19 protein-coding genes are annotated in these 19,158 nt (G+C 40.9%); 10 read left to right on the top strand and 9 right to left on the bottom strand.

The annotated features are described in order from the left end of the window. Positions 1–379 precede the first annotated feature (379 nt). Complete coding sequence (locus NSQ72_RS01630; protein WP_039176247.1) at positions 380–1,441, top strand: DUF4352 domain-containing protein; 1,062 nt, start codon at positions 380–382, stop codon at positions 1,439–1,441. A gap of 295 nt (positions 1,442–1,736) precedes the next feature. Further along, positions 1,737–2,072 carry a hypothetical protein gene (locus NSQ72_RS01625; RefSeq protein ID WP_039176245.1) on the top strand — a complete coding sequence of 112 codons (336 nt, stop codon included), beginning with the start codon at positions 1,737–1,739 and terminating at the stop codon, positions 2,070–2,072. Between the two features lie 45 nt (positions 2,073–2,117). On the opposite strand, the gene NSQ72_RS01620 is transcribed toward NSQ72_RS01625, so the two are convergent. From NSQ72_RS01620 to NSQ72_RS01610, 3 genes are all read right to left on the bottom strand, one after another. Continuing rightward, entirely contained in the window at positions 2,118–2,453 is a 336-nt protein-coding gene (locus NSQ72_RS01620; protein ID WP_039176243.1) for a hypothetical protein, read from the bottom strand. A 145-nt stretch (positions 2,454–2,598) separates the two neighbouring features. Further along, positions 2,599–3,774, bottom strand: coding sequence for an ABC transporter permease (locus NSQ72_RS01615; protein WP_039176241.1), 1,176 nt, complete (start codon positions 3,772–3,774; stop codon positions 2,599–2,601). Then, positions 3,774–4,514 (bottom strand): ATP-binding cassette domain-containing protein, encoded by a 741-nt coding sequence (locus NSQ72_RS01610; RefSeq protein ID WP_039176238.1) that lies wholly within the window; start codon positions 4,512–4,514, stop codon positions 3,774–3,776. Before NSQ72_RS01610 ends, NSQ72_RS01615 begins: the two co-directional genes overlap by 1 nt. Positions 4,515–4,680: 166 nt before the next feature. Between NSQ72_RS01610 and NSQ72_RS01605 the strand changes: the two genes are divergently transcribed. Continuing rightward, positions 4,681–5,382 (top strand): LytR/AlgR family response regulator transcription factor, encoded by a 702-nt coding sequence (locus NSQ72_RS01605; RefSeq protein ID WP_039176235.1) that lies wholly within the window; start codon positions 4,681–4,683, stop codon positions 5,380–5,382. An 11-nt stretch (positions 5,383–5,393) separates the two neighbouring features. After that, complete coding sequence (locus NSQ72_RS01600; protein ID WP_039176233.1) at positions 5,394–6,359, top strand: sensor histidine kinase; 966 nt, start codon at positions 5,394–5,396, stop codon at positions 6,357–6,359. A 33-nt stretch (positions 6,360–6,392) separates the two neighbouring features. Here NSQ72_RS01600 and NSQ72_RS01595 read toward each other — a convergent pair whose 3' ends face one another. Further along, the gene (locus NSQ72_RS01595; RefSeq protein WP_039182964.1) at positions 6,393–7,322 is read right to left on the bottom strand and encodes an aldo/keto reductase; all 930 of its coding nucleotides are present in this window, start codon (positions 7,320–7,322) and stop codon (positions 6,393–6,395) included. Between the two features lie 159 nt (positions 7,323–7,481). On the opposite strand from NSQ72_RS01595, the gene NSQ72_RS01590 reads away from it, so the two are divergent. The 4 genes from NSQ72_RS01590 (at position 7,482) to NSQ72_RS01575 (ending at position 11,187) form a co-directional block, all read left to right on the top strand. Beyond that, positions 7,482–7,943, top strand: a complete 462-nt coding sequence (locus tag NSQ72_RS01590; RefSeq protein WP_268502371.1) for a DUF1453 domain-containing protein — start codon at positions 7,482–7,484, stop codon at positions 7,941–7,943. A gap of 22 nt (positions 7,944–7,965) precedes the next feature. Then, positions 7,966–9,180: a sensor histidine kinase gene (locus NSQ72_RS01585; RefSeq protein ID WP_268502372.1), complete on the top strand. Its 1,215-nt coding sequence runs from the start codon at positions 7,966–7,968 to the stop codon at positions 9,178–9,180. Next, positions 9,177–9,833 (top strand): response regulator transcription factor, encoded by a 657-nt coding sequence (locus NSQ72_RS01580; protein WP_341083137.1) that lies wholly within the window; start codon positions 9,177–9,179, stop codon positions 9,831–9,833. The genes NSQ72_RS01585 and NSQ72_RS01580 overlap by 4 nt, the downstream gene beginning before the upstream one ends. A gap of 313 nt (positions 9,834–10,146) precedes the next feature. Further along, positions 10,147–11,187: a DUF4352 domain-containing protein gene (locus NSQ72_RS01575; protein WP_268502373.1), complete on the top strand. Its 1,041-nt coding sequence runs from the start codon at positions 10,147–10,149 to the stop codon at positions 11,185–11,187. A gap of 47 nt (positions 11,188–11,234) precedes the next feature. On the opposite strand, the gene NSQ72_RS01570 is transcribed toward NSQ72_RS01575, so the two are convergent. The 3 genes from NSQ72_RS01570 to NSQ72_RS01560 form a co-directional block, all read right to left on the bottom strand. Then, positions 11,235–12,320 carry an SEC-C metal-binding domain-containing protein gene (locus tag NSQ72_RS01570; protein WP_268502374.1) on the bottom strand — a complete coding sequence of 362 codons (1,086 nt, stop codon included), beginning with the start codon at positions 12,318–12,320 and terminating at the stop codon, positions 11,235–11,237. A gap of 191 nt (positions 12,321–12,511) precedes the next feature. Beyond that, on the bottom strand, positions 12,512–13,450 hold the full coding sequence (locus NSQ72_RS01565) for a response regulator (protein ID WP_039176221.1): 939 nt from the start codon (positions 13,448–13,450) through the stop codon (positions 12,512–12,514). Between the two features lie 4 nt (positions 13,451–13,454). After that, on the bottom strand, positions 13,455–14,741 hold the full coding sequence (locus NSQ72_RS01560) for an ATP-binding protein (protein ID WP_058837258.1): 1,287 nt from the start codon (positions 14,739–14,741) through the stop codon (positions 13,455–13,457). A gap of 517 nt (positions 14,742–15,258) precedes the next feature. Between NSQ72_RS01560 and NSQ72_RS01555 the strand changes: the two genes are divergently transcribed. Next, positions 15,259–16,239 carry a glutaminase gene (locus tag NSQ72_RS01555; protein WP_008342152.1) on the top strand — a complete coding sequence of 327 codons (981 nt, stop codon included), beginning with the start codon at positions 15,259–15,261 and terminating at the stop codon, positions 16,237–16,239. A gap of 33 nt (positions 16,240–16,272) precedes the next feature. Continuing rightward, positions 16,273–17,700, top strand: a complete 1,428-nt coding sequence (locus NSQ72_RS01550) for an alanine/glycine:cation symporter family protein (RefSeq protein WP_024427211.1) — start codon at positions 16,273–16,275, stop codon at positions 17,698–17,700. Between the two features lie 40 nt (positions 17,701–17,740). On the opposite strand, the gene NSQ72_RS01545 is transcribed toward NSQ72_RS01550, so the two are convergent. Continuing rightward, complete coding sequence (locus NSQ72_RS01545) at positions 17,741–18,601, bottom strand: alpha/beta fold hydrolase (protein WP_144495700.1); 861 nt, start codon at positions 18,599–18,601, stop codon at positions 17,741–17,743. 114 nt (positions 18,602–18,715) lie between these two features. Then, positions 18,716–19,081, bottom strand: coding sequence for a VOC family protein (locus NSQ72_RS01540; RefSeq protein ID WP_025092526.1), 366 nt, complete (start codon positions 19,079–19,081; stop codon positions 18,716–18,718). Between the last annotated feature and the right edge of the window lie 77 nt (positions 19,082–19,158).

The raw sequence follows: 19,158 nt of genomic DNA, 5'->3' as shown, positions 1-19,158 counted from the left end.
GTGATCATCCACATAGCAGGAAAAAATATTCATTACTATATACTCATTTACAAGTCATAAAAATCCTTCTAATTGCGACATCATCTTCAAAAACAGTCATTTGAACCTATTCAATAATCCGACTCAAAACCTTAAAATATAAAATGTTGAGTTTCTACAGGAGATATCAAATAATAAATTACAAGTTTCTCCTCTCAACTTAGTGTCATTTTTACTACTTGAAGCCAATCAACCTCGGAAACGCACTGAGGTATTGACAGTACTTTCGCTTCATTCTACAGTAAAAAACATACAGTATTTTTCTTTTTGTGCAAAAAGAACGATATGAACTACAGCTTTTCAATGAAATTCACCATAAACCCGAGGAGGAAAACACGACATGTTTAAAAAGAAATTATCCCTGTTTCTTCTGATCTTGTGTGTAACTGTTGTCGCTGCCGCTTGTAGTGGTGGTAAAGACAAAACAGCTGCGAAAGAAAACGATACCAAAAAATCTCTTGATGCAGCAGAAGTAAAGGTAGAAAGTGCTGAGTACACATTACCACCTCAATACGATACATCTGTACAGGATGATCAGTATGTACTAAAAGTGAATGTATCTGTAAAAAATATCAGCAAAGAGCCTCTCAATGTTGATAAAAGCAACTTCACACTTTACCAAGATGACGCACAGGTATCTACGATCTCTCCAGATGACTACAACGAAGTATTATCTTCAAGCTCTTTAAATGCAGACAAAGTAACAAAAGGCGGTCTATTCTTTGTTGTTGACAAAGACAAGGACTATCAGCTTGTTTACACAGAGCCAGGCAGTGGATCGAAAAAAGATGACAAAACACTAGAATTCGATATTAAAGGAAAAGACTTAATGAAAAAAGCAGATACACTACAAGCATCTGCAAAAGCTCTTTCTTCTTATATTGATGTGATGATTTTTGGTAAGAAAAACGACGATTTCGAAAAACTAACAGGTGATAACAAATCAACTGTTGTGAATGAATTCGATAAATCATTCAAACAAGGTTATATCACTTCATCAGGTATTTCTTCTAGCTCAGCGAAGGACGAAAACCTTGATAAGCTTTTAAAAGCAGTAAAAGAAACATTAGCTGAAAAATCAAAAGTATCAACAAAAACAAAAGCGATCAGTGGTGATAAAGCTGTCGTGACTGTGACTCTTACACCGATTGATGCAAGTCCGCTTGTCGATCGTTTGAAAGAGAAAGCGACTGAGTTCTACAGCAAAAACCGTTCAGCATCTTATGATGATGCACAGAAATATCTACTTTCTATCTATCCAGATGAATTTAAAAAATTAGGACCATCATCTTCTGAAGAAACAGTAGAAGTGAACATGAAGAAAAATGATATCGACCAATGGAAACTTGATTTGAACGACTACAAAACAAGCTCATTAGTTGAGAAATTCATCAAGAACTAAAGAAAAACCCCCGATTCCGGGGGTTTCAGATTGTTGACAAAGGGCTAAAATGATCTTTATTTTAGCCCTTTGTCTTCTTTTCAGCGTGATAGAAAACCTTTGCAGTCTAGGAAGGGCGAGCACCGGAGCGGAGCGAATTTGACATTCGTGAGCACCGGAGCGCAGAACTGACAAAGAATGCGAGGGTTTGTCTACACGCTGAAACCCCCGATCCCGGGGGTTTTTTTAATATGATGAACACAAGCGTATTGGTTGCGGCGTATATCAACATTTCTTATTTTAAGGGTGGGAGTCAATGCTAAAGTCTAATCAAAACATCACCTACACGGGTGATGAAATGTTAGAGGTATTAAAAGAAATGAATTTGATTCTTTTGTCTTTGCATAACATGGGTTCTTATTATGGTGAAAAATTTCATCAGTGTGGTGAGGAAGCATATAGAGGAGAATATGAAACAGAAACCACACGATTTATAGATGAGTGGGAGGTCACTCAAAGACTCGCTAAAGTACGAAAGATACTATCTTCGAAATTTGATAGTACTTTAGGAATTGACGATATGGATGACATTGAAAGAGCATTGGAAGACATCAAGTACTGGACAAAACCCAATGACAAGCCAAATCCATAGACATTTGATTCACTAGCAAACGAGTTCACAAGCAGGGGAATCTCTTTATAAGGAATTCCCCTTTTCAGCTTCATATTCTTTAATGATCTCAATTGGATCAACCGCATCTTCCTCTTGTGCGTATTCCTCTACATAAGGAGTCGTTAATTTTTTAAACCTTTGCTCCTCGTCTACTAAAGCAACATAGACATCATATCCTTCATAATCAGAAGGGAATAACGCTGCAGTAGAACAACCGGTTTCTAAAGCCTTGTCTATTGCATTTCTTAGTTCTAATAAGCCTTTCCTATTTCCCAAAATAAAGGCTTCAAAATGGTGTGTTTGCTGAGCATATATATTACATAGTCCTAACACATCATCGTCATCTGTTTGATAAGACATATCTCCACCTCCCCTCTTTAGTAAAAATAGGATGATTATGTCATTTCCTCTTCCATTATGCCATAACAATTCTTTCCCGAGCCTTTTTATATGAATCTCCGAATATAAAAAAACTTGTAGAAAAAATCTACAAGTTTTCCTTTCTTTATTTCGCAAGCATCCATTTTTCTTTCATAAACAAGCTTCTCACGATGACAAACAGAATAACGACAGCCAAGGCTGAGGAGCCGAGTGTCAGAGTGACAGCCACCGGATCGATGATACCAAACATCAGTTGCTTACACAGCGCATGAATATTAAGGAATGGGACCGCAAAGTAATACGTATCTAGCTGCGTAGCACCTGCTCTCATGGTAAAGAACATTGGGATCACACCTAGTGTAATGATCATGGACATGTACGACTGTGCTTCTTTGACTGAGCCCGAAATGACGCTGAGCAGCAATTCAATCATGGATACCATGAAGGAGAAGATGATTAACGCCGCAAACATGACGCCGATAATGCTCCACATTTGATCACCAAAGTTCAGAGCCTGCTTCAGCTTTTCTGTAAAGAGCAAAGTAGATAGAAGCAGCATACCGATCGCCACAATCCCACTTAAAATACCAAACATAGAGACAGCGAGCCATTTCCCGATGAGAATCTGGAGTCTGCTGGCAGGTGTCAGGAACAACGCTTCAATGGATTTCCGGTCTTTTTCACCTGCTACAATATCAAGCGCAGCCGGCAAAGCTCCTGAGATGACGGAGGTCACCAAAATCATCGGAAGGAGAATCGACAACAGCATAGCGGTCACTCCGTTTTCCCCTTCATCCCCTTCTTCTACATCAACGGACTGCACCTCAAAAGGATGAATAACGGACGTATCGATTTGATCGGCTGCTAATCGCTTTTCGACCACTTGGTTTTGATATTGCTCCAGCAATGATTGCAGCATTTGAACAGTGATGACCGAATCATCATCTGTCGTATATCCATGGATTTTAATAGCGAATGGCTTTTGTTGTTTGAGCATATCGCCTGCCTCTTTCGGCATTTCAAGGTAAGCATTTGCCTCTCCATCTTTGACCGCTTGCTGCGGATCATCAAATGTTTCAAGGTTTAGGTTTTTGACCTCTTTGATCATTTGGTTCATTTCGGCTGGAAGCTGTTCATTGATGGCGACTGTATAGGCTTCATCCCCTGGATCTGCAATCATGCTTTCATAAAAGAACACCAGTCCAAGCATGGTCAAAAGAGGAATCAGCACGGTTAAGAGCAACGTTTTTCGATCTCTCAGCGCATCTGTCATTTCTTTCAAAAAGACGGTTTTCCACATTATGAAATCCCCCTAGCGAGCTTCGACATAAAGATATAGTTCAAGTCATCACTTTGTTCCTGAGTATATAATTCTGAAAGTGTCCCTTTGTACACAAGCTCTCCTTGATGAATCATCATGACACTGTCACAAAGCTGGCTGACTTCTTCCATGATGTGGCTTGAAAAGAGGATCGTTTTATTTTGCTGCTTGAGCTGATGGATAAAATCTCTGAAAATATTACTCGACGTGATATCTAAGCCTGTTGTCGGCTCATCAAATAAGATAATGTCAGGATCATGAATTAACGTTCTGGCAATCGCCACCTTTTGTTTCATCCCTCTTGAGAATCCTTTCACCTTGCGATCCATATATTGTCTCATTCCAAAACGCTTTGCCAAATCCTCTATTCTTGCTTTGATTTCATGCTGATCTAAGCCATACAATTTGCCAAAGTATTCAAGGTTTTCTCGTGCCGTCAAACGATCGTAAAGCCCCGTCTCACCGCCAAACAAGACACCAATTCGCTTTTTCACTTCCGTTGATTCTTTCACCGTATCAAAGCCTGCGACAGTGACTGACCCGTGCGTAGGCTCTAATAATGTGGCTACGGCGCGCAATAATGTCGTTTTTCCTGCACCATTTTCTCCTAGGATGCCAACGACTTCCCCTTCCTTCACGGAGAACGTCATGTGTTTCATCGCTTTCACGACTTTTTTCTTATCTTTAAACCAGCAGCTGCAATCGCTGAGAGTAATCATTTGGTTCGCCCCTTTCAACTTTACTTTCTACGTCTATGATAGAAAAAATAATGCCTGCCTGATATAAAAATGTCGCGAAACGTCCTTTTTCTGTCTTGAAATGATCTATTTCAAAAAAACAAATGGTAAAATAGACAAATAATAAGAAGAGTCATAGGTGATTTTTATGATAAAAGTAGGTCTCGTCGATGATTACCGAGTAGATTTAGAAAAGCTGCACGCCATTGTGGGCAGAATGGAGGCTGTGGACATTGTCTTTGTCACGCAGTCAGCAGAGGATGCATATGAGAAGGTCAAACAAGGAGACATTGATCTGTTGTTCGCTGACATTGAAATGCCTGGAATGTCCGGCTATGAATTAGCGGACCTCATTCACTCTCACGCACTGAATGTCGATGTAGTCTTTGTGACAGGAAACAGTGGTTATGCAGTCCATGCGTTTGATTTGAATGTACATGATTATATTATGAAGCCCTACCAAGCTGATCGAATTGCCAAATGCTTAGAGCGCTATATGTCCACCAAGCAGGAGAAAAGCATTCATGGACGGCTTCTCATTAAGCAGCAGTCAGATATTCATGTGCTGCAGAAAAAGGATGTCATTTTTGTTGAGCGAACGGGCCGGTCAACAACTATCGTGACAACGACAGGAGAAATCCAGACATATCAAACTTTAAACGAGTTAAAGGGTGATTTGGCTGAAAAGGATTTTATCCGCTCCCATCGATCGTTTATCATCAATATTCATTACATTAAGAATTTCTCGGCGTATGCTAAAAATTCGTTTATCGTGTCTTTTGAAGGGACAGATAAAAAAGCCATGATGACCAAGCAGCAATTAGAATTCTTTAAGAAATACTATTTTTAAGGAGAACGAACGTGAACGCTTTCTATCTTGGATTTCGCATTTATGCCCTCATATGGCTAGGTCTTGCGTTTCATGCAGCTGCTGAAGCCTTTCTACCGCTATCATCAATTGTGTTGTGGATTCTTACCTTTTGCGTAATATGTGTTTATACATTCTTCATGTACAAAAGATTTTTACCTCATACGAGTGGTTATGTGATATTAGGTGCTTTTATACTCATCACCTGTGCAGGCTTTTTGCTGTTTCTAACGCAAGAGAATGGGCTGAGCTGTCTTTTAGCAATCATCATGATGGTGACAGTCGATATCCTCTCATTGAAGGTGATGCAGACAGAGAAACAGTTAAATGGACGGCTTCAAGAGCTTATAAACGCAGAAGCTAGAACCAACGAATTACTTCTTGAGCTGCGGAGTAAACATCATGAAACAGCCAGACATTTAAATGCCTTTTCGGCGTCGAACGACGAGTATGAGATTAAAGATTTGATTCAGCAATACGTCAAACATTTCCCATGGATGAAAGGAGAAAATGCATATTTAGCCTCTACCCTTCACATCTTTTTGGAGCGGGCTGAGAAAGAGAACATTGCACTTTCACTAGACCTTCAAGCTCCCTTTTCATCGCTTCCCTTTTCAAAGGCGGATCAGGTTAGTTTTACTGGCAACCTGCTTGATAATGCCCTAGATGCAGCGATTGAAGCAAAGAAAGCTGGAAAAGAGGGCAGCATTTCGGTCACAACCTCTATTCGGAGCGGGCTATTTTTAATCCATTGTGAAAACAGCACAAAAGGTATGGAAAAACATGTGTTAGATCATTTATTCAAAACTTTTGGCCGCTCGACAAAAGGCGGCAATCATCAAGGCATGGGGACGTATATCATTCATCAGCTTGTTGAAAAGGCAGACGGTACACTGGATTTCACTTACCGTTCTCCAGATTTACGGCTCGTCATCAAAATCCCTCTTACAATGTCATAAAAAAAAGGTGCATAGCTGCACCTTTTTTTCGTGTTAAGAAAAAATCTTGTCGATTTGATTAATTTCCTCTTCAGTTAGTTGAACATCGTTTGTTTTTAAATTTTGCAGCACTTGGTCTGCTCGTTTTGCCCCTGGAATAATAGCATCAATACCATCCTGAGCTAAGAGCCAAGCGAGTGCGACGTGTGCCGTTTCTGCATTCTTTGATTGGGCAATCGCCTGCAGCTTGTCTACTTTTTCGAGATTTGAAAGGAATGCATCACCTTGGAAAAGTGGGTCTTTTGCTCGAATATCATCAAATGTGGCATCCTTTGTAAATTTGCCAGTCAACAAGCCTGATGCCAATGGGAAATAAGGAATAAAGGAAATACCATGCTCGACGCAGTATGGAAGAAGATCCTGCTCCGCCTGACGTTTCAGCAGAGAATACTCCGACTGAAGCACGTCTAAGTAGCCATCTCGGTTAAAGGCTTGAAGCTGTTCAAAATCAAGGTTGGATGCACCGATCGCCTTGATTTTCCCTTCATCCTTCAATTCCTTTAATGTGCCTGCTACTTCCTCGAGCGGCGTTCGCCCATCCGGGAAATGCATATAGTACAAGTCAATATAATCTGTTTGCAGTCGTTTCAGGCTATTTTCGACCTGCTCTCTTAAGAAATCACGACTGTTATCAAGTTCAATTTGCCCGTTTACTTCCTTATGAGCTCCTTTTGTCGCAAGGACAAGCTTTTCTCTGCCGCCTCTTTTGGCAATGATCTCACCGATTAATTCCTCTGAACGGCCCAGCCCATAAATAAAAGCAGAATCTAAGAAATTGACACCTTGATCAAGAGCCGTCTCCACAAGCTCCCGTCCAGCATCCTCACTAAGATTCGGGAATAAATTATGTCCACCTACTGCATTCGTACCAAGCCCTATCGGATTCACCTGTAATTCAGTTCGTCCAAGCGTTACCTTTTTCAAAAGCTCATCTCCCTTATCTACGTAATCATCCTTATTTTCCCATGAATCAATTCCAACATTCAAGTATCCCGCTCTCTGAAAATCAACCTGCAGGTGGACGCCGAGAAAATAGTAGATGCGTATGATGAAGATAGACTAAAGCGAAAAGGAGATCTTGTTATGACCATTCAAATTGTCATCATTATCATTATTCTGCTTTTAAGAACAGGCAAGGAAAAAGAAATCCGCCCCTTCAGGCTTCTCATAGGGCCGCTCATTTTATTAGGCACTCTCTCTTATTCCTTTACCCAGCATATTGAAATCACGGCGATGAGCTTGCTTGTGATGACTGGCTTTGCATTCGCAGGTTTTGCAATCGGGCTTTGGAGAGGTAAACTATACAAAGTAACATATGATCAACAGTCGGGACGTATCACCGCCGCCAGCTCACTCTATGGAACACTTTTTTTCATCGGAATCATCCTTATCCGGATGACAGTAGGTTCAGTTGTACAGGATGGCGGTCATTCCCTGATCATTTTCGCAAATGGCCTGACATTTCTTCCAATTGGCAGTATGATCGGATTACGTTTTATTCTTTTCAAAAGATATATGAACATCAAGGCATCTGCTGCTATTTAACTGATAGACAGGAGTTTTTGATATGAACCTTCAGCAGCCACTCAAGCTTTTAGTTCAAATAAGGCGAAAATTCGTATTAGGCCTTGTATTGACCTATATGTATATTCAAATGTATGAGCCCCTTTCAATAGGCGAATTGGTGTTTCGCACCTTCGTCTATTTGGCGTTTCTCCTTTGTCTTTTTCCAAAAAGCAAGCTGTCACCTAAAAAGCAATTTTCTATGCTCCTTTTGATGTGGATTCTGACACATCTCTTGTGGATGGTGACAGGTCAGATTCAAGACAGTATTGGGCTGACCTTTTTTATGATTGGCTTTATCGCTTTTCGTTTTTCAGAGGCGCATCATCCCTATCTATTTGCTATCATCTTTTTCACTAGTGGAGTCAGTTATTATGTAAATGATTTTTCTTGGAACATGGTGATCACTCTCCCGCTATTCCAGCTGCTTGTGTATACACTTGTCTTGATCTCTAGAATGCGGCGGCGTGAACAGGAATTAAAGGAAGAACACTTCGGAGAACTGCAATTGGTTCACAAGGAATTATCAGATGCCCATGAACAATTAAAAAAGGCGCATATAGAGCTTGAAGAAGCGACCGTTCAGTCACTCCAATTTGCTGTGCTGGAGGAGCGAAGCAGAATTGCACGTGACCTGCATGACAGCATCGGTCACCAATTAACCTCAATGATTGTCCAGCTGCAGTCTTTGCCCTACCGTTTAAAACAGGAAGAACCAGAGCAGATGGCGCAGACGTTTCAGGAGCTGATCAATATTTCTAAAAATTGTCTCACCGAAGTTCGTTCTGTGGTTCATCATATGGCGTCAGATGATGCAGGTCTCGGACTTGCCGGACTTCGCAGTCTCATCAAGCAAGGAGAGATATCAGGAGAGCTAGATATTCAATTTCATACAGAGCAGCTTACGTATAAAAAATGGCCGCTCTCCGTTTCTGAACTGCTTTACCGCATTTTACAAGAAGCCATCACCAATACAATTCGCCATGCCAAGGCGACCGCAATGACCATTACACTCTATAACCACCAGCATGAGCTGATGATGAACATTGAAGATGATGGAAATTTGACCAGCGAAAAAGATATTTCATTTGGATTTGGGCTGTCAGGCATGAAGGCACGGTGTGACGCAGCAGGCGGTTCCCTCAAGACGTCCATACGCGAGCCGCACGGCTTTTGTATCCATGTTCAAATTCCTATCAAGGAGGACTCTGAGACATGACAACCCCTATTAAGATTGGCATTATTGATGATCAGCCGCTGATCCGCCAAGGATTTCGTTATATTGCAAGCGCTCAAGAGGATATTGACGTCATTTGGGAGGCGTCAGACGGTCAGGAGGCGGTTGAGCTTTGCTTGACCAACAAACCCGACGTACTGCTCATGGATGTACAAATGCCTGGAATGGATGGCATCACAGCAACAGAGCACATTTTAAAAAAGCACCCAGATGTAAAAGTTGTGATTCTCACGACCTTTGATACGGAAGAATACGTCTTTGACGGGATTCGTGCAGGGGCAGTAGGTTATTTGCTGAAGGATACAATGCCTGAGGAATTAATTGAGGCCATCCGCACCGCCTTTGCTGGTGAATCTGTCTTTCGAACGGCAGCCTCTGAGCACATGATGGCCCGAGCTCTTCAGCAAGCAAATGATACATATCACACTCATCTGCTTCACGAATCATTTACTGAACGTGAACGCGATGTTTTACAGCAAATGGCCTATGGCTTAAAGAATGAAGACATCGCTGATCAATTATTTATCAGCAAAAGTACAGTAAAAACGCATGTGCATCGTATATTACAAAAGCTCAATGCACAAGACCGCACACAGGCTGTCGTCTTCGCCATCCGGCACCGCCTCGTCAAATAAAAACTACCTTTATTTCAAGATTTTTATACAAAAAACATTTAAAACCCAAAATAAATCTATAAATCAATACTTATTAACCAGTATATTATGCTTATTTAATTCCGTATTTTATAGGTAATTGTGTTAAAAGCTATTAAAAATAGGGACTAAAACCTATTCCTCATCATGAATGAATTTCGATAGAATGAATAGTGCAAATCGTCATTAGGATATTTTCCCCTTTAACACCCGAATATACCATTCTATCTGTTTCTTTTTTCATAGTCAGATAGCGGGAATGAAATGACGAAAGAAAAGCAAAGGAGCATCAACTGTGAATTTTAAAAAAATAAGTGCCCTCCTCATGATTTCATTCGTGATGATCATCTCTGCAGCCTGCCAGAGCTCAGCCAAATCAACAGACACTGACCAAAAGTCAACGAAAACAGCAGAGGTAAAAGTCAATAGCTACGAATATACGTTACCAGAAGACTCAACAACTACCCTGAGAGACAATGAATTGGTACTAAAAGTCAACCTAACGATCACAAACAAAGGTGACAAAGCCCTTTCATTATATAACTCTGACTTCTCCCTTTATCAGGACGATGCCAAAGTATCTGATTTAAAATTCTACGGTAGTAAAGACCGTCTTGACCTTGGTTCATTGAACAAAGGCAAGTCACTTTCAGGAGCTCTTTATTTCCTAGTAGACAAAGGGAAAAAATATCAGTTCGTGTATCAGGACAGCATCAAGAAAAACAGTGATTCCATCCAAATCGATCTAGATGGAAACAAAATACTCGATTCAGCAAAAAAGCTGGATAACCCAGCAAAAGCGTTATCAGCATATACCGATATTATTGTTTTTGACAAAAAGAACGATCAATTCGCAGATTTAACGGGTGACAACCAATCGGATGTCGTCAATAAATACCATGAAATGTTTGTTAAAGACTTCAAAAGAAGTGCAGGAATATACGGTAATGAAGTGAGTGACCGTGATATTCTGTCGATGTACAAACGCATTCAAAACACCATGAAGGATAAAGCAAAAGTAGAAACAAGTGTGAAAACCATCTCTGATGACGAAGCAAAGGTTGTCGCTCAAGTAACAGGCATTGATGCTTCTAACTTAAAAGACAAGCTAGACAAGAAAAGAGACGAGTTTTACAACGGAAAGATCCGTTCTAAAGAAGAATTGTATAAAAAAAGCTTAAACATGTACGCATCTGAATTCGAAAAGCTTCCTCCCGTCTCCAGCCCAGCTGAATATGAAGTGAAAATGAAACGTAATGGGGATGGTCAATGGAAAATCGACCTAAACGATTATAATACAGAGCAGTACATGAGTGGTTTTATTAAAACAAGATAATTTTAAAAAAAGACGCTGGCCTCTGAAGGTGCCGCGTCTTTTTTAGATTATACTGTCGCCTCTTGCTCTTCTTTCACCGCTTTTTCGATATCTTTAAAACGGCTCGATACAGTCGACGCACTAATGCCATACTTCTTCGCTACTTGTGCTTGAGAAAGCGGAGCATCGCTTGCAAGTGAATGAATATAGTATTCGATTCCCGCAGCAAATGACGCTGCTTTACGGATCACAGGTGATTTCTGATCACAGTAGGCTTTCCAAACCGTTAAAGCTCCATCTGTCAGGCTTTGGTCACCGTGCTCCTTCATTCCATCTTCAATCAGCTTAGCTGTTTCCAGCTGGACGTCACTTGCCCAGTCCATACGATCTGCTGATAGACCTGCATCGCCTTCTGTTTGTGTAGGTGCTTCTGATTCTTCTACTTCTTGCTTCGCAAACATACACTTCAGCACATCAGGGAATGATTCTCTCATAAATGTGCTGCGCGCTCCTCCATTTGCTTCATATGCGTCAACAAGCTGGCGGACCTGAAGAAGAAGAGTATCTGTGAACTCTTTCGCAAACATCGTATACTGAATGAAAAACTCTGCTTTTTCTTCAAATTGAACAGGAAAACCAAGCACGAGACTTCCCTTTTCAGGCAGTACCGTTTGATCCGGTTTTACATCTACTTCAACCTTCTCAGCTGTTACCATATCTTCAAAGTAAAGAGACTCGTCCGTTTTTTCATTTAATAAAAGCAAAGATGGCTCCATGTCTGTCCAAGATTGGACCACTTGTCTTGTTTTCGGACGGGTAATATCTTCTGCTTTCTTTGTCAGGAATTCTTGGAAAATGGTTTCTTTCTGATCAGTTAATGGACGGAAAAAGATGCCCCATACACTCAAATGAAAAACTGAGATTTGTTGCGTTTCTTTATCCATATCTGCAAGGAAAGAAAACTCATTAATGAATTGATTGATCGATCTCTGATGCTTAGAAAAAGCATAATTCATTAAATCCTTTTGAACTTGTACAGCTTCCTTAAACACAAGCTCAGACGTTTGTTCTCCGCCTGATTTTTGACCACAGCAATGTTTATATTTTTTTCCGCTTCCGCATGGGCAGAGCGCATTTCGTTTAATTTTTCCCAAAATAAAACCTCCGACATTCTAGTCTAACCTCACTATTTTAACAAACGATTGCACAGGAGGGTTTTATTTTCAAGAAAAAAGAAAAATCAGAATGATCAGTTAAATGATAAAGACACCTGAAGATCAAGACAGATCATAGGAAAAGCAGACTTTCTCTGTTTATTTTCTCCAATCATACCAACAGATTTTCCTCAGCTCATTTCTTCGAATAACTGCTTTGCTTCAAAATAAAAGATTTGAACAAATTTCTTTGTATTGACTCTGCCCGTCGATCCTGCGGGAGAAGATGTCTTCTGCATTTCTTTCATTCTTTGGCTGACATCGGTAAAATCGAAAAACTTCGACGCGTAGTGCTCGAACTTAGGATTTGAGAAATCTGTTAATCCTAGTGAGGCAAAATGATTCAAGGAATGATGAATAGCTCGTCTAATCCGCTGCTCCGCCGCTTTCACTTCCCGCATCACCTCTACATCGGTTGCACCATGATCCAGCTTTCTTTCTGCGGTTTTGATAAACAGCTGCTTTAGCGGCGGGAAATTGACCTCATGAGAATTGGCTGACTGAGTTTCATGTAAATAGAGAAGTATCTCCAGTAAATCCTTAGAGCCGTTCTCACCGACAATTCCGAGCTCAGATAAGAGGAATTCCCCAGCCTCTTTCATCGTTCTTCTCTTCGCTCCAGCGCCGGCACCTTGAGAAAACACAGGCTCTAATGGCAGTACGTGACGAAGGGAGGCTTGTATATCGTAAATCGATTTTTCCAGTTTGATACGCTCCATGACTTTTCGAATCACACTGACGATTTCAATGCGATTGACAGGCTTATGGATATAATATTCAATCCCTAGTTCATAGGCTTCTGCCATCATCTCTTTCGCCTCTACTTGGGAAATCATAATGACCTTGCCTTTGAATTCAGGGTGAATATGGCGGATGGTTTGAATGCCATCTCTAGCAGGCATTAAAAGATCAATCAAAAGGATGTCTACTTTCTTGAGGTTCAGTGAATGTGCCTCTAATCCAACTCCGTCACCCGCTTCATCTACGACCTCTCCCAAATCCTCATCCTCTATGATTTGACCTAAAATCGAGCGTATTGCACGATCATCATCTGCAATGAAGAATCGCATACACTCACCCTCTCTGTATTAAATTTTGTATAGGAAGGACAAGCAGAAAAGCTGTACCTTTTGTTTCTTTTGGTTCGATTTGAATATGACCGCCTAGCTCTTGAACCAGCTCTCTCACATAGGATAAGCCTATCCCAGTAGACGGTGTTCCAAATGCATCAAATTTGGAAGTATAGCCTGGATCAAACACAATCTCTCTCATTTTTTTAGGAATCCCCGGTCCATCATCTTCAATCCGAATCTCTATTTTATCATGACTTCCTTTCAATTCGAGTGAGATCATGCCGGTATCCTTTATAGCTTCCACTGCATTGGCCATTAAATTATTAATCAGCGATAAGAAAATAAACACATGATAATCATGTAGATGAATGCCCCTTATATCAGAGGTAAAGGAGATGTTTTTCCCAAGAGATAGAGCATACTTCTCTTGAATACGGATCACAATTTGAACGAGTTCTTCCGCCTTCATGTAATCTTGCATATTTTCCTTCGAAATCAGCTTTGAAAGCCCAGCATAAATACGCTGATTGTCCTTTTTGACTTCATGAATTTCTCCTGCGAGCTTTAACAGCTCCTGACTCACTTTTTTCCCTGCTTCGTGTTCATGCAGCAGACGATAAAGCCGGTATGATTCCTGCGTAATATGCTCTGTATGTTTTAATGTTTTCTTTAAGTGCACCGTTTCTTCATATAAATTCGAAATGACCATCATCATATGCTCATTTTGTTTCATGATCTGCTTCTCTCTTGATTGCGCCTCATACAGCTTCATCATATTAAAAAAACTGATCACCACAAAGCTGTGAGCAAACGCAATGAGGAACATATCGCTCAGCTTTGATAAAGTCATTGTTGTATCAAACACTAAAAATTGTACAAACAGCTCGACAAAATCAGCAACTAATTCGATCATTAGTCCGATGATCCCAATGAAAATTGAGCGCTGTTTAAAGCGTCCCGTACGGACGGCAAAAAACAAGAAAGCATAAGTAAAATAGAAAAAGAAACTTGGGAATTGCTGATACAATGATGTCATCAAATCAGCATTCTGCTGAATCAAATCTAGGCCTACACGAAAAAGCACAATAGCTGCGCCTGTTAAAAATCCTGGCAATAGCGGTCTAGATTTTCTTAAGAGTAATAAACAAAAGAAAAACGCAGGCGCACCAAAGCTGATGCGAAACGTCTCATTCACAGGATAAAACTTCAGCTCTCCTGCAAGCGGCACAATGACCATCATAAAAATTAAAATGAATGCGTCCTTTTTGACAAGCTGATTTAAACTCAAATGACTGACATCCCTTCCCCTGTTTGCATAGCCACAGTATACAAGGAGACTCTTTTCTCCACAATGTGCAAAAAAATAATTTTCACCGCTCTTTTTATCTCCAAAATCCTTTTTTATGACTATTCTCCGGGGCAGCAAGGTGACCTTTCAGCTATTCAGTGTTTTGATCATTGACGACAATAATAGGAATTGTTTAGACAAAAGTCGACAGACTGATTTTTATTTGTAAGTTTTTCTGTAGATTTACGTCAGATTGTGTAGTTTCCAAGATAAATTGAATGAATAATTTTAGTGAAACTAGATGTAAGCGTTTTCTTAATTTTCACTAAAAACCCTTTTTGTTTTTCCGCCGACAATGCCTTCATTTGTACATATATTTAGGTGTAAAGGAGTGGTGCAAGCAGCGCATGACAAGTTCTTTGAAGATGTGTAACATGTTTTCGTGCCTATTTGATCGCATTTTTTGTCATCCGCCAATTCAATAGGGTACTTTTTGATTTTTGATTGGAGGAATCGTATGAAAACAGCAATTTCTAATAATACACAACACGCATGCCAGTCTTCTGTTGATCAATGGGCAGAAGAAATACGTCCGTATTACAAGAACGGGCAGAATGCTGGCTACATTCCAGCACTCGGAAAAGTGAATTCCTCTCAACTTGGTATCAGCGTGATAGGCCCAGATGGATCATCTGTACGATATGGTGATTGGGACGTTCCCTTTACCCTGCAAAGTATCTCAAAAGTCATCAGCTTTATAGCTGCCTGTTTAGGAAGAGGCGTACCTTACGTCTTGGATCGGGTAGATGTAGAGCCAACTGGTGATGCATTTAATTCCATCTACCGTCTTGAGATGCATAAACCAGGGAAGCCCTTTAATCCAATGATTAATGCTGGAGCTATTACCGTATCCTCCATCCTTCCCGGAAAGACTTCTACAGAAAAGCTAGCATATATTTTCGATTTAATCGAAAACTTAATAGGTAAGCGTCCTTCTGTTAATGAAGAGGTTTATCAATCAGAATGGGCAACTGCACATCGCAACCGGGCACTTGCTTATTATTTAAAAGAAACCAATTATTTAGAATCGGATGTCGAGGACACGTTAGAAGTGTATTTAAAGCAATGTTCTATCGAGGTCACAACAGAGGACATCGCCTTGATTGGACTGATTATATCAAGTGATGGCTACCATCCCTTTAAACAAGTCCAAGTCATCCCAAAGGATATCGCCAGACTAACAAAGGCATTGATGCTGACATGCGGCATGTATAATGCGTCTGGGAATTTTGCTGCTTTCGTAGGCGTTCCAGCCAAAAGTGGTGTGTCTGGAGGAATTATGGCTTGCGTTCCGCCAAGCGCAAGAAGAGAGTTCCCGTTTCAGACAGGCTGTGGTATTGGCATTTATGGTCCTGCCATTGACGATTGTGGAAATAGTATTACCGGTGTCATGATGCTGAAAAAGCTCGCTAAAGAGTGGGATCTCAGTATTTTTTAAAAAGAACAGTGATGAATTCGAAGAGGTGATGTTATGAACGAAAAAGCTTTGCTATCTTATTTAACACATACAAATGATTTTATTTGGACTTATATTGTGATTGCTCTGTTACTTGGTGTTGGGGTGTACTTCACATATAGAACACGCTTCCTGCAAGTGAGAATGATCAAAGAAATGCTGCGTGTCCTGAAAGAAGGAAGAAAAGAAAAAGAGGGAATATCACCGTTCCAAGCATTTGCGATCAGTATGGCAGCACGCGTAGGAACAGGGAATATCACAGGGATTGCCATCGCTATTGCCATTGGTGGCCCTGGTGCCATCTTTTGGATGTGGATCGTAGCCATTATCGGATCTGCTTCAAGTTTCGTTGAAAGTACACTAGCTCAAGTATATAAAGTAAAAGACAAAACAGGCTTCCGCGGTGGACCTGCTTATTACATGGAAAAAGGGTTAAACAAGCGCTGGATGGGGATTTTATTTGCGATCCTGATCACGATTTCTTTTGGAATCGTCTTTAACGCGGTTCAATCCAATACGATCACTGTCGCTTTTAAAAATTCCTTTGGTTTAGACCGTTTAACCGTCGGTATTGTGATGGCAGTCATTTTTGCAGCGATCATTTTCAAAGGCATCCAAGCGATTGCAAAGGCTTCTGAATACATTGTGGTTGTGCTTGCAGTTGCTTACATCGGTATTGCGTTCTTTGTCATTGTCACAAATATCACGGAACTTCCTGGTGTCATCAGCACGATTGTGAAACACGCCTTCGGGTTTGAACAGTTCGCTGGCGGTACGCTAGGCGGTGCTTTATTACAAGGGATTAAACGCGGTCTCTTCTCAAATGAAGCTGGTATGGGTAGTGCACCTAACGCAGCAGCAACGGCTGTCACGAGCCACCCTGTTAAACAAGGATTAATCCAAGCATTCGGCGTGTTAACAGATACGTTAATTATTTGTACAAGCACAGCCTTCCTTGTTCTGTTTTCTGATGCGTATAAAACAACAAATTTGCAAGGAATTGAATTAACACAGGCTTCTCTCAGTCAGCACATTGGACCATGGGCATCTGGATTCCTTGCCATCATGATTTTCCTATTCGCGTTTAGTACATTGATTGGTAACTATTACTATGGGGAAACGAACATTGAATTCCTTGGAGCGAACAAAATTTGGCTGAACATCTATCGAATTGCCGTTATTGGAATGGTTTTGTTCGGTGCGGTTGCCACTGTTCCTCTTGTTTGGGGTCTAGCCGATCTCTTTATGGGACTCATGGTCATCGTCAACCTCATCGCTATTACCATGCTGTCTAAGGTCGCCTTCGCAGCACTGAAGGATTACACGCGACAGAAAAAAGAAGGCAAAGATCCTGTTTTCTATAAAAATGCCGTTCCAAACAACGAGAAAATTGAATGCTGGGACGACGAACCTGCTGCATTGAAAAAGAATCAAATTGGATAAATCAAAAAAAGCTCTGGTCCTCTGATCAGAGCTTTTTTCTTTATGTCAAGAATTCGAGTATGAGTTTGTTGACGACGTCTGGTTTTTCATGATTGATCCAATGAGAGGCATCATCGACAAAGATCAGCTGGCCATTTGGACAGATCTTAATCGTTTCCTTCGCCAGCTTTCTGCTTAAAAATTTGTCCTCCATCCCCCAGATCATGCGAACAGGAACGAGAATTCGTTTGGAAATTGGCTTTTCAAAGCCGCCTTTTTTAATGGCTCGGTACCAATTCAGCATTGAGGTCAAGGCGCCTGGCTGTGTCCAAGCGAGCTTGTAGCTTGAGACATCTTCTTTCGTGAACAAATGTGGTCTTGCCGTCAGCCCGATGGCTTCATCCAGCTTTTGAAAGTGATTTTCTTGAAGGGCTGCCTCTGGAGCATTCGGAAGCTGAAAAAAAGCGATATAAGAGCTTTTCTTCCACTGCGGCGGATAAAAAGGAAGAACCTTCATCATCACCCGCGGATGCGGCATATTCACAATGATTAATTTCTCGACATATTGAGAACGGGTTGAAGCCAAATGCCAAGCAACAGCTCCGCCCCAGTCATGTCCGCCGACAATCGCCTTTTGGTTCGGGCTCAGCGTCTTAATCAGTCCTACAATATCATCTCTCAATTTATCTAATACGTAGGATTCGACTCCTTCTGGCTTGTCACTTAGATGGTAGCCTCTTTGATCAGGAACGACAACACGATAGCCCGCCTCAGCCAAGGGGATGATTTGATTTTTCCAGCCGTACCAAAACTCAGGAAACCCGTGGAGCAGTACAAGCAGCGGGCCATTTTCCGGTCCAGCCATTGCAGTATGAAGTGTTACACCATTTGTTTGGATTGATTGAAACTCAATTTGTTCCATTCCTTTGCCACCCTTCTCCTTGTCCTTTTATTCTTCCAACATAGCATATTTTCCATTTTTCAGAAAATAAAAACACTCACAAAAAAACCTTCACACTCGTGAAGGTCTTAGTCTCTATTTCATATAATTCAGAACCCAGATTAACCCGTTTTTCCGGTCCTGTACTTGTCCGTGAAGTGCGCCAAAGAAGGTATCCTGTAATTCAACCAGTACATCTCCATCAGCTTCCAGTGCTTCATAGACAGCCTTTAGTTCTTCTTCATTGTCAAACTGCATGATCAATCTGAGATTCTCTGGCTTTGGCGTGCGTCCAAACGTATCTGAAAAATGAAGCAGCGATTCCCCAAGATGCAATTCAGCATGCAGAACACGGTCTTGATGTTCATTTAAGATTTGAATATCCCCACCAAAAATCCCTTGATAATATTGAAGAGATTCTTTCACATCTTCTACAACAATATAAGGACTAACACTAATCATATCCCTCATCCTCCTCTTGTTCCGTCCATTATCTCTTTTATAGCTTATCCCAAATCGTATGAAAAAAGGCACAAATC

It is taken from the genome of Bacillus sp. FSL R5-0659 (assembly GCF_038008785.1).
In the GTDB taxonomy this organism is placed as follows: Bacteria; Bacillota; Bacilli; order Bacillales; family Bacillaceae; genus Bacillus; species Bacillus safensis.
Note: the sequence above shows the minus strand (reverse complement) of the source record. Positions and strands in the feature narration are given on the sequence as shown.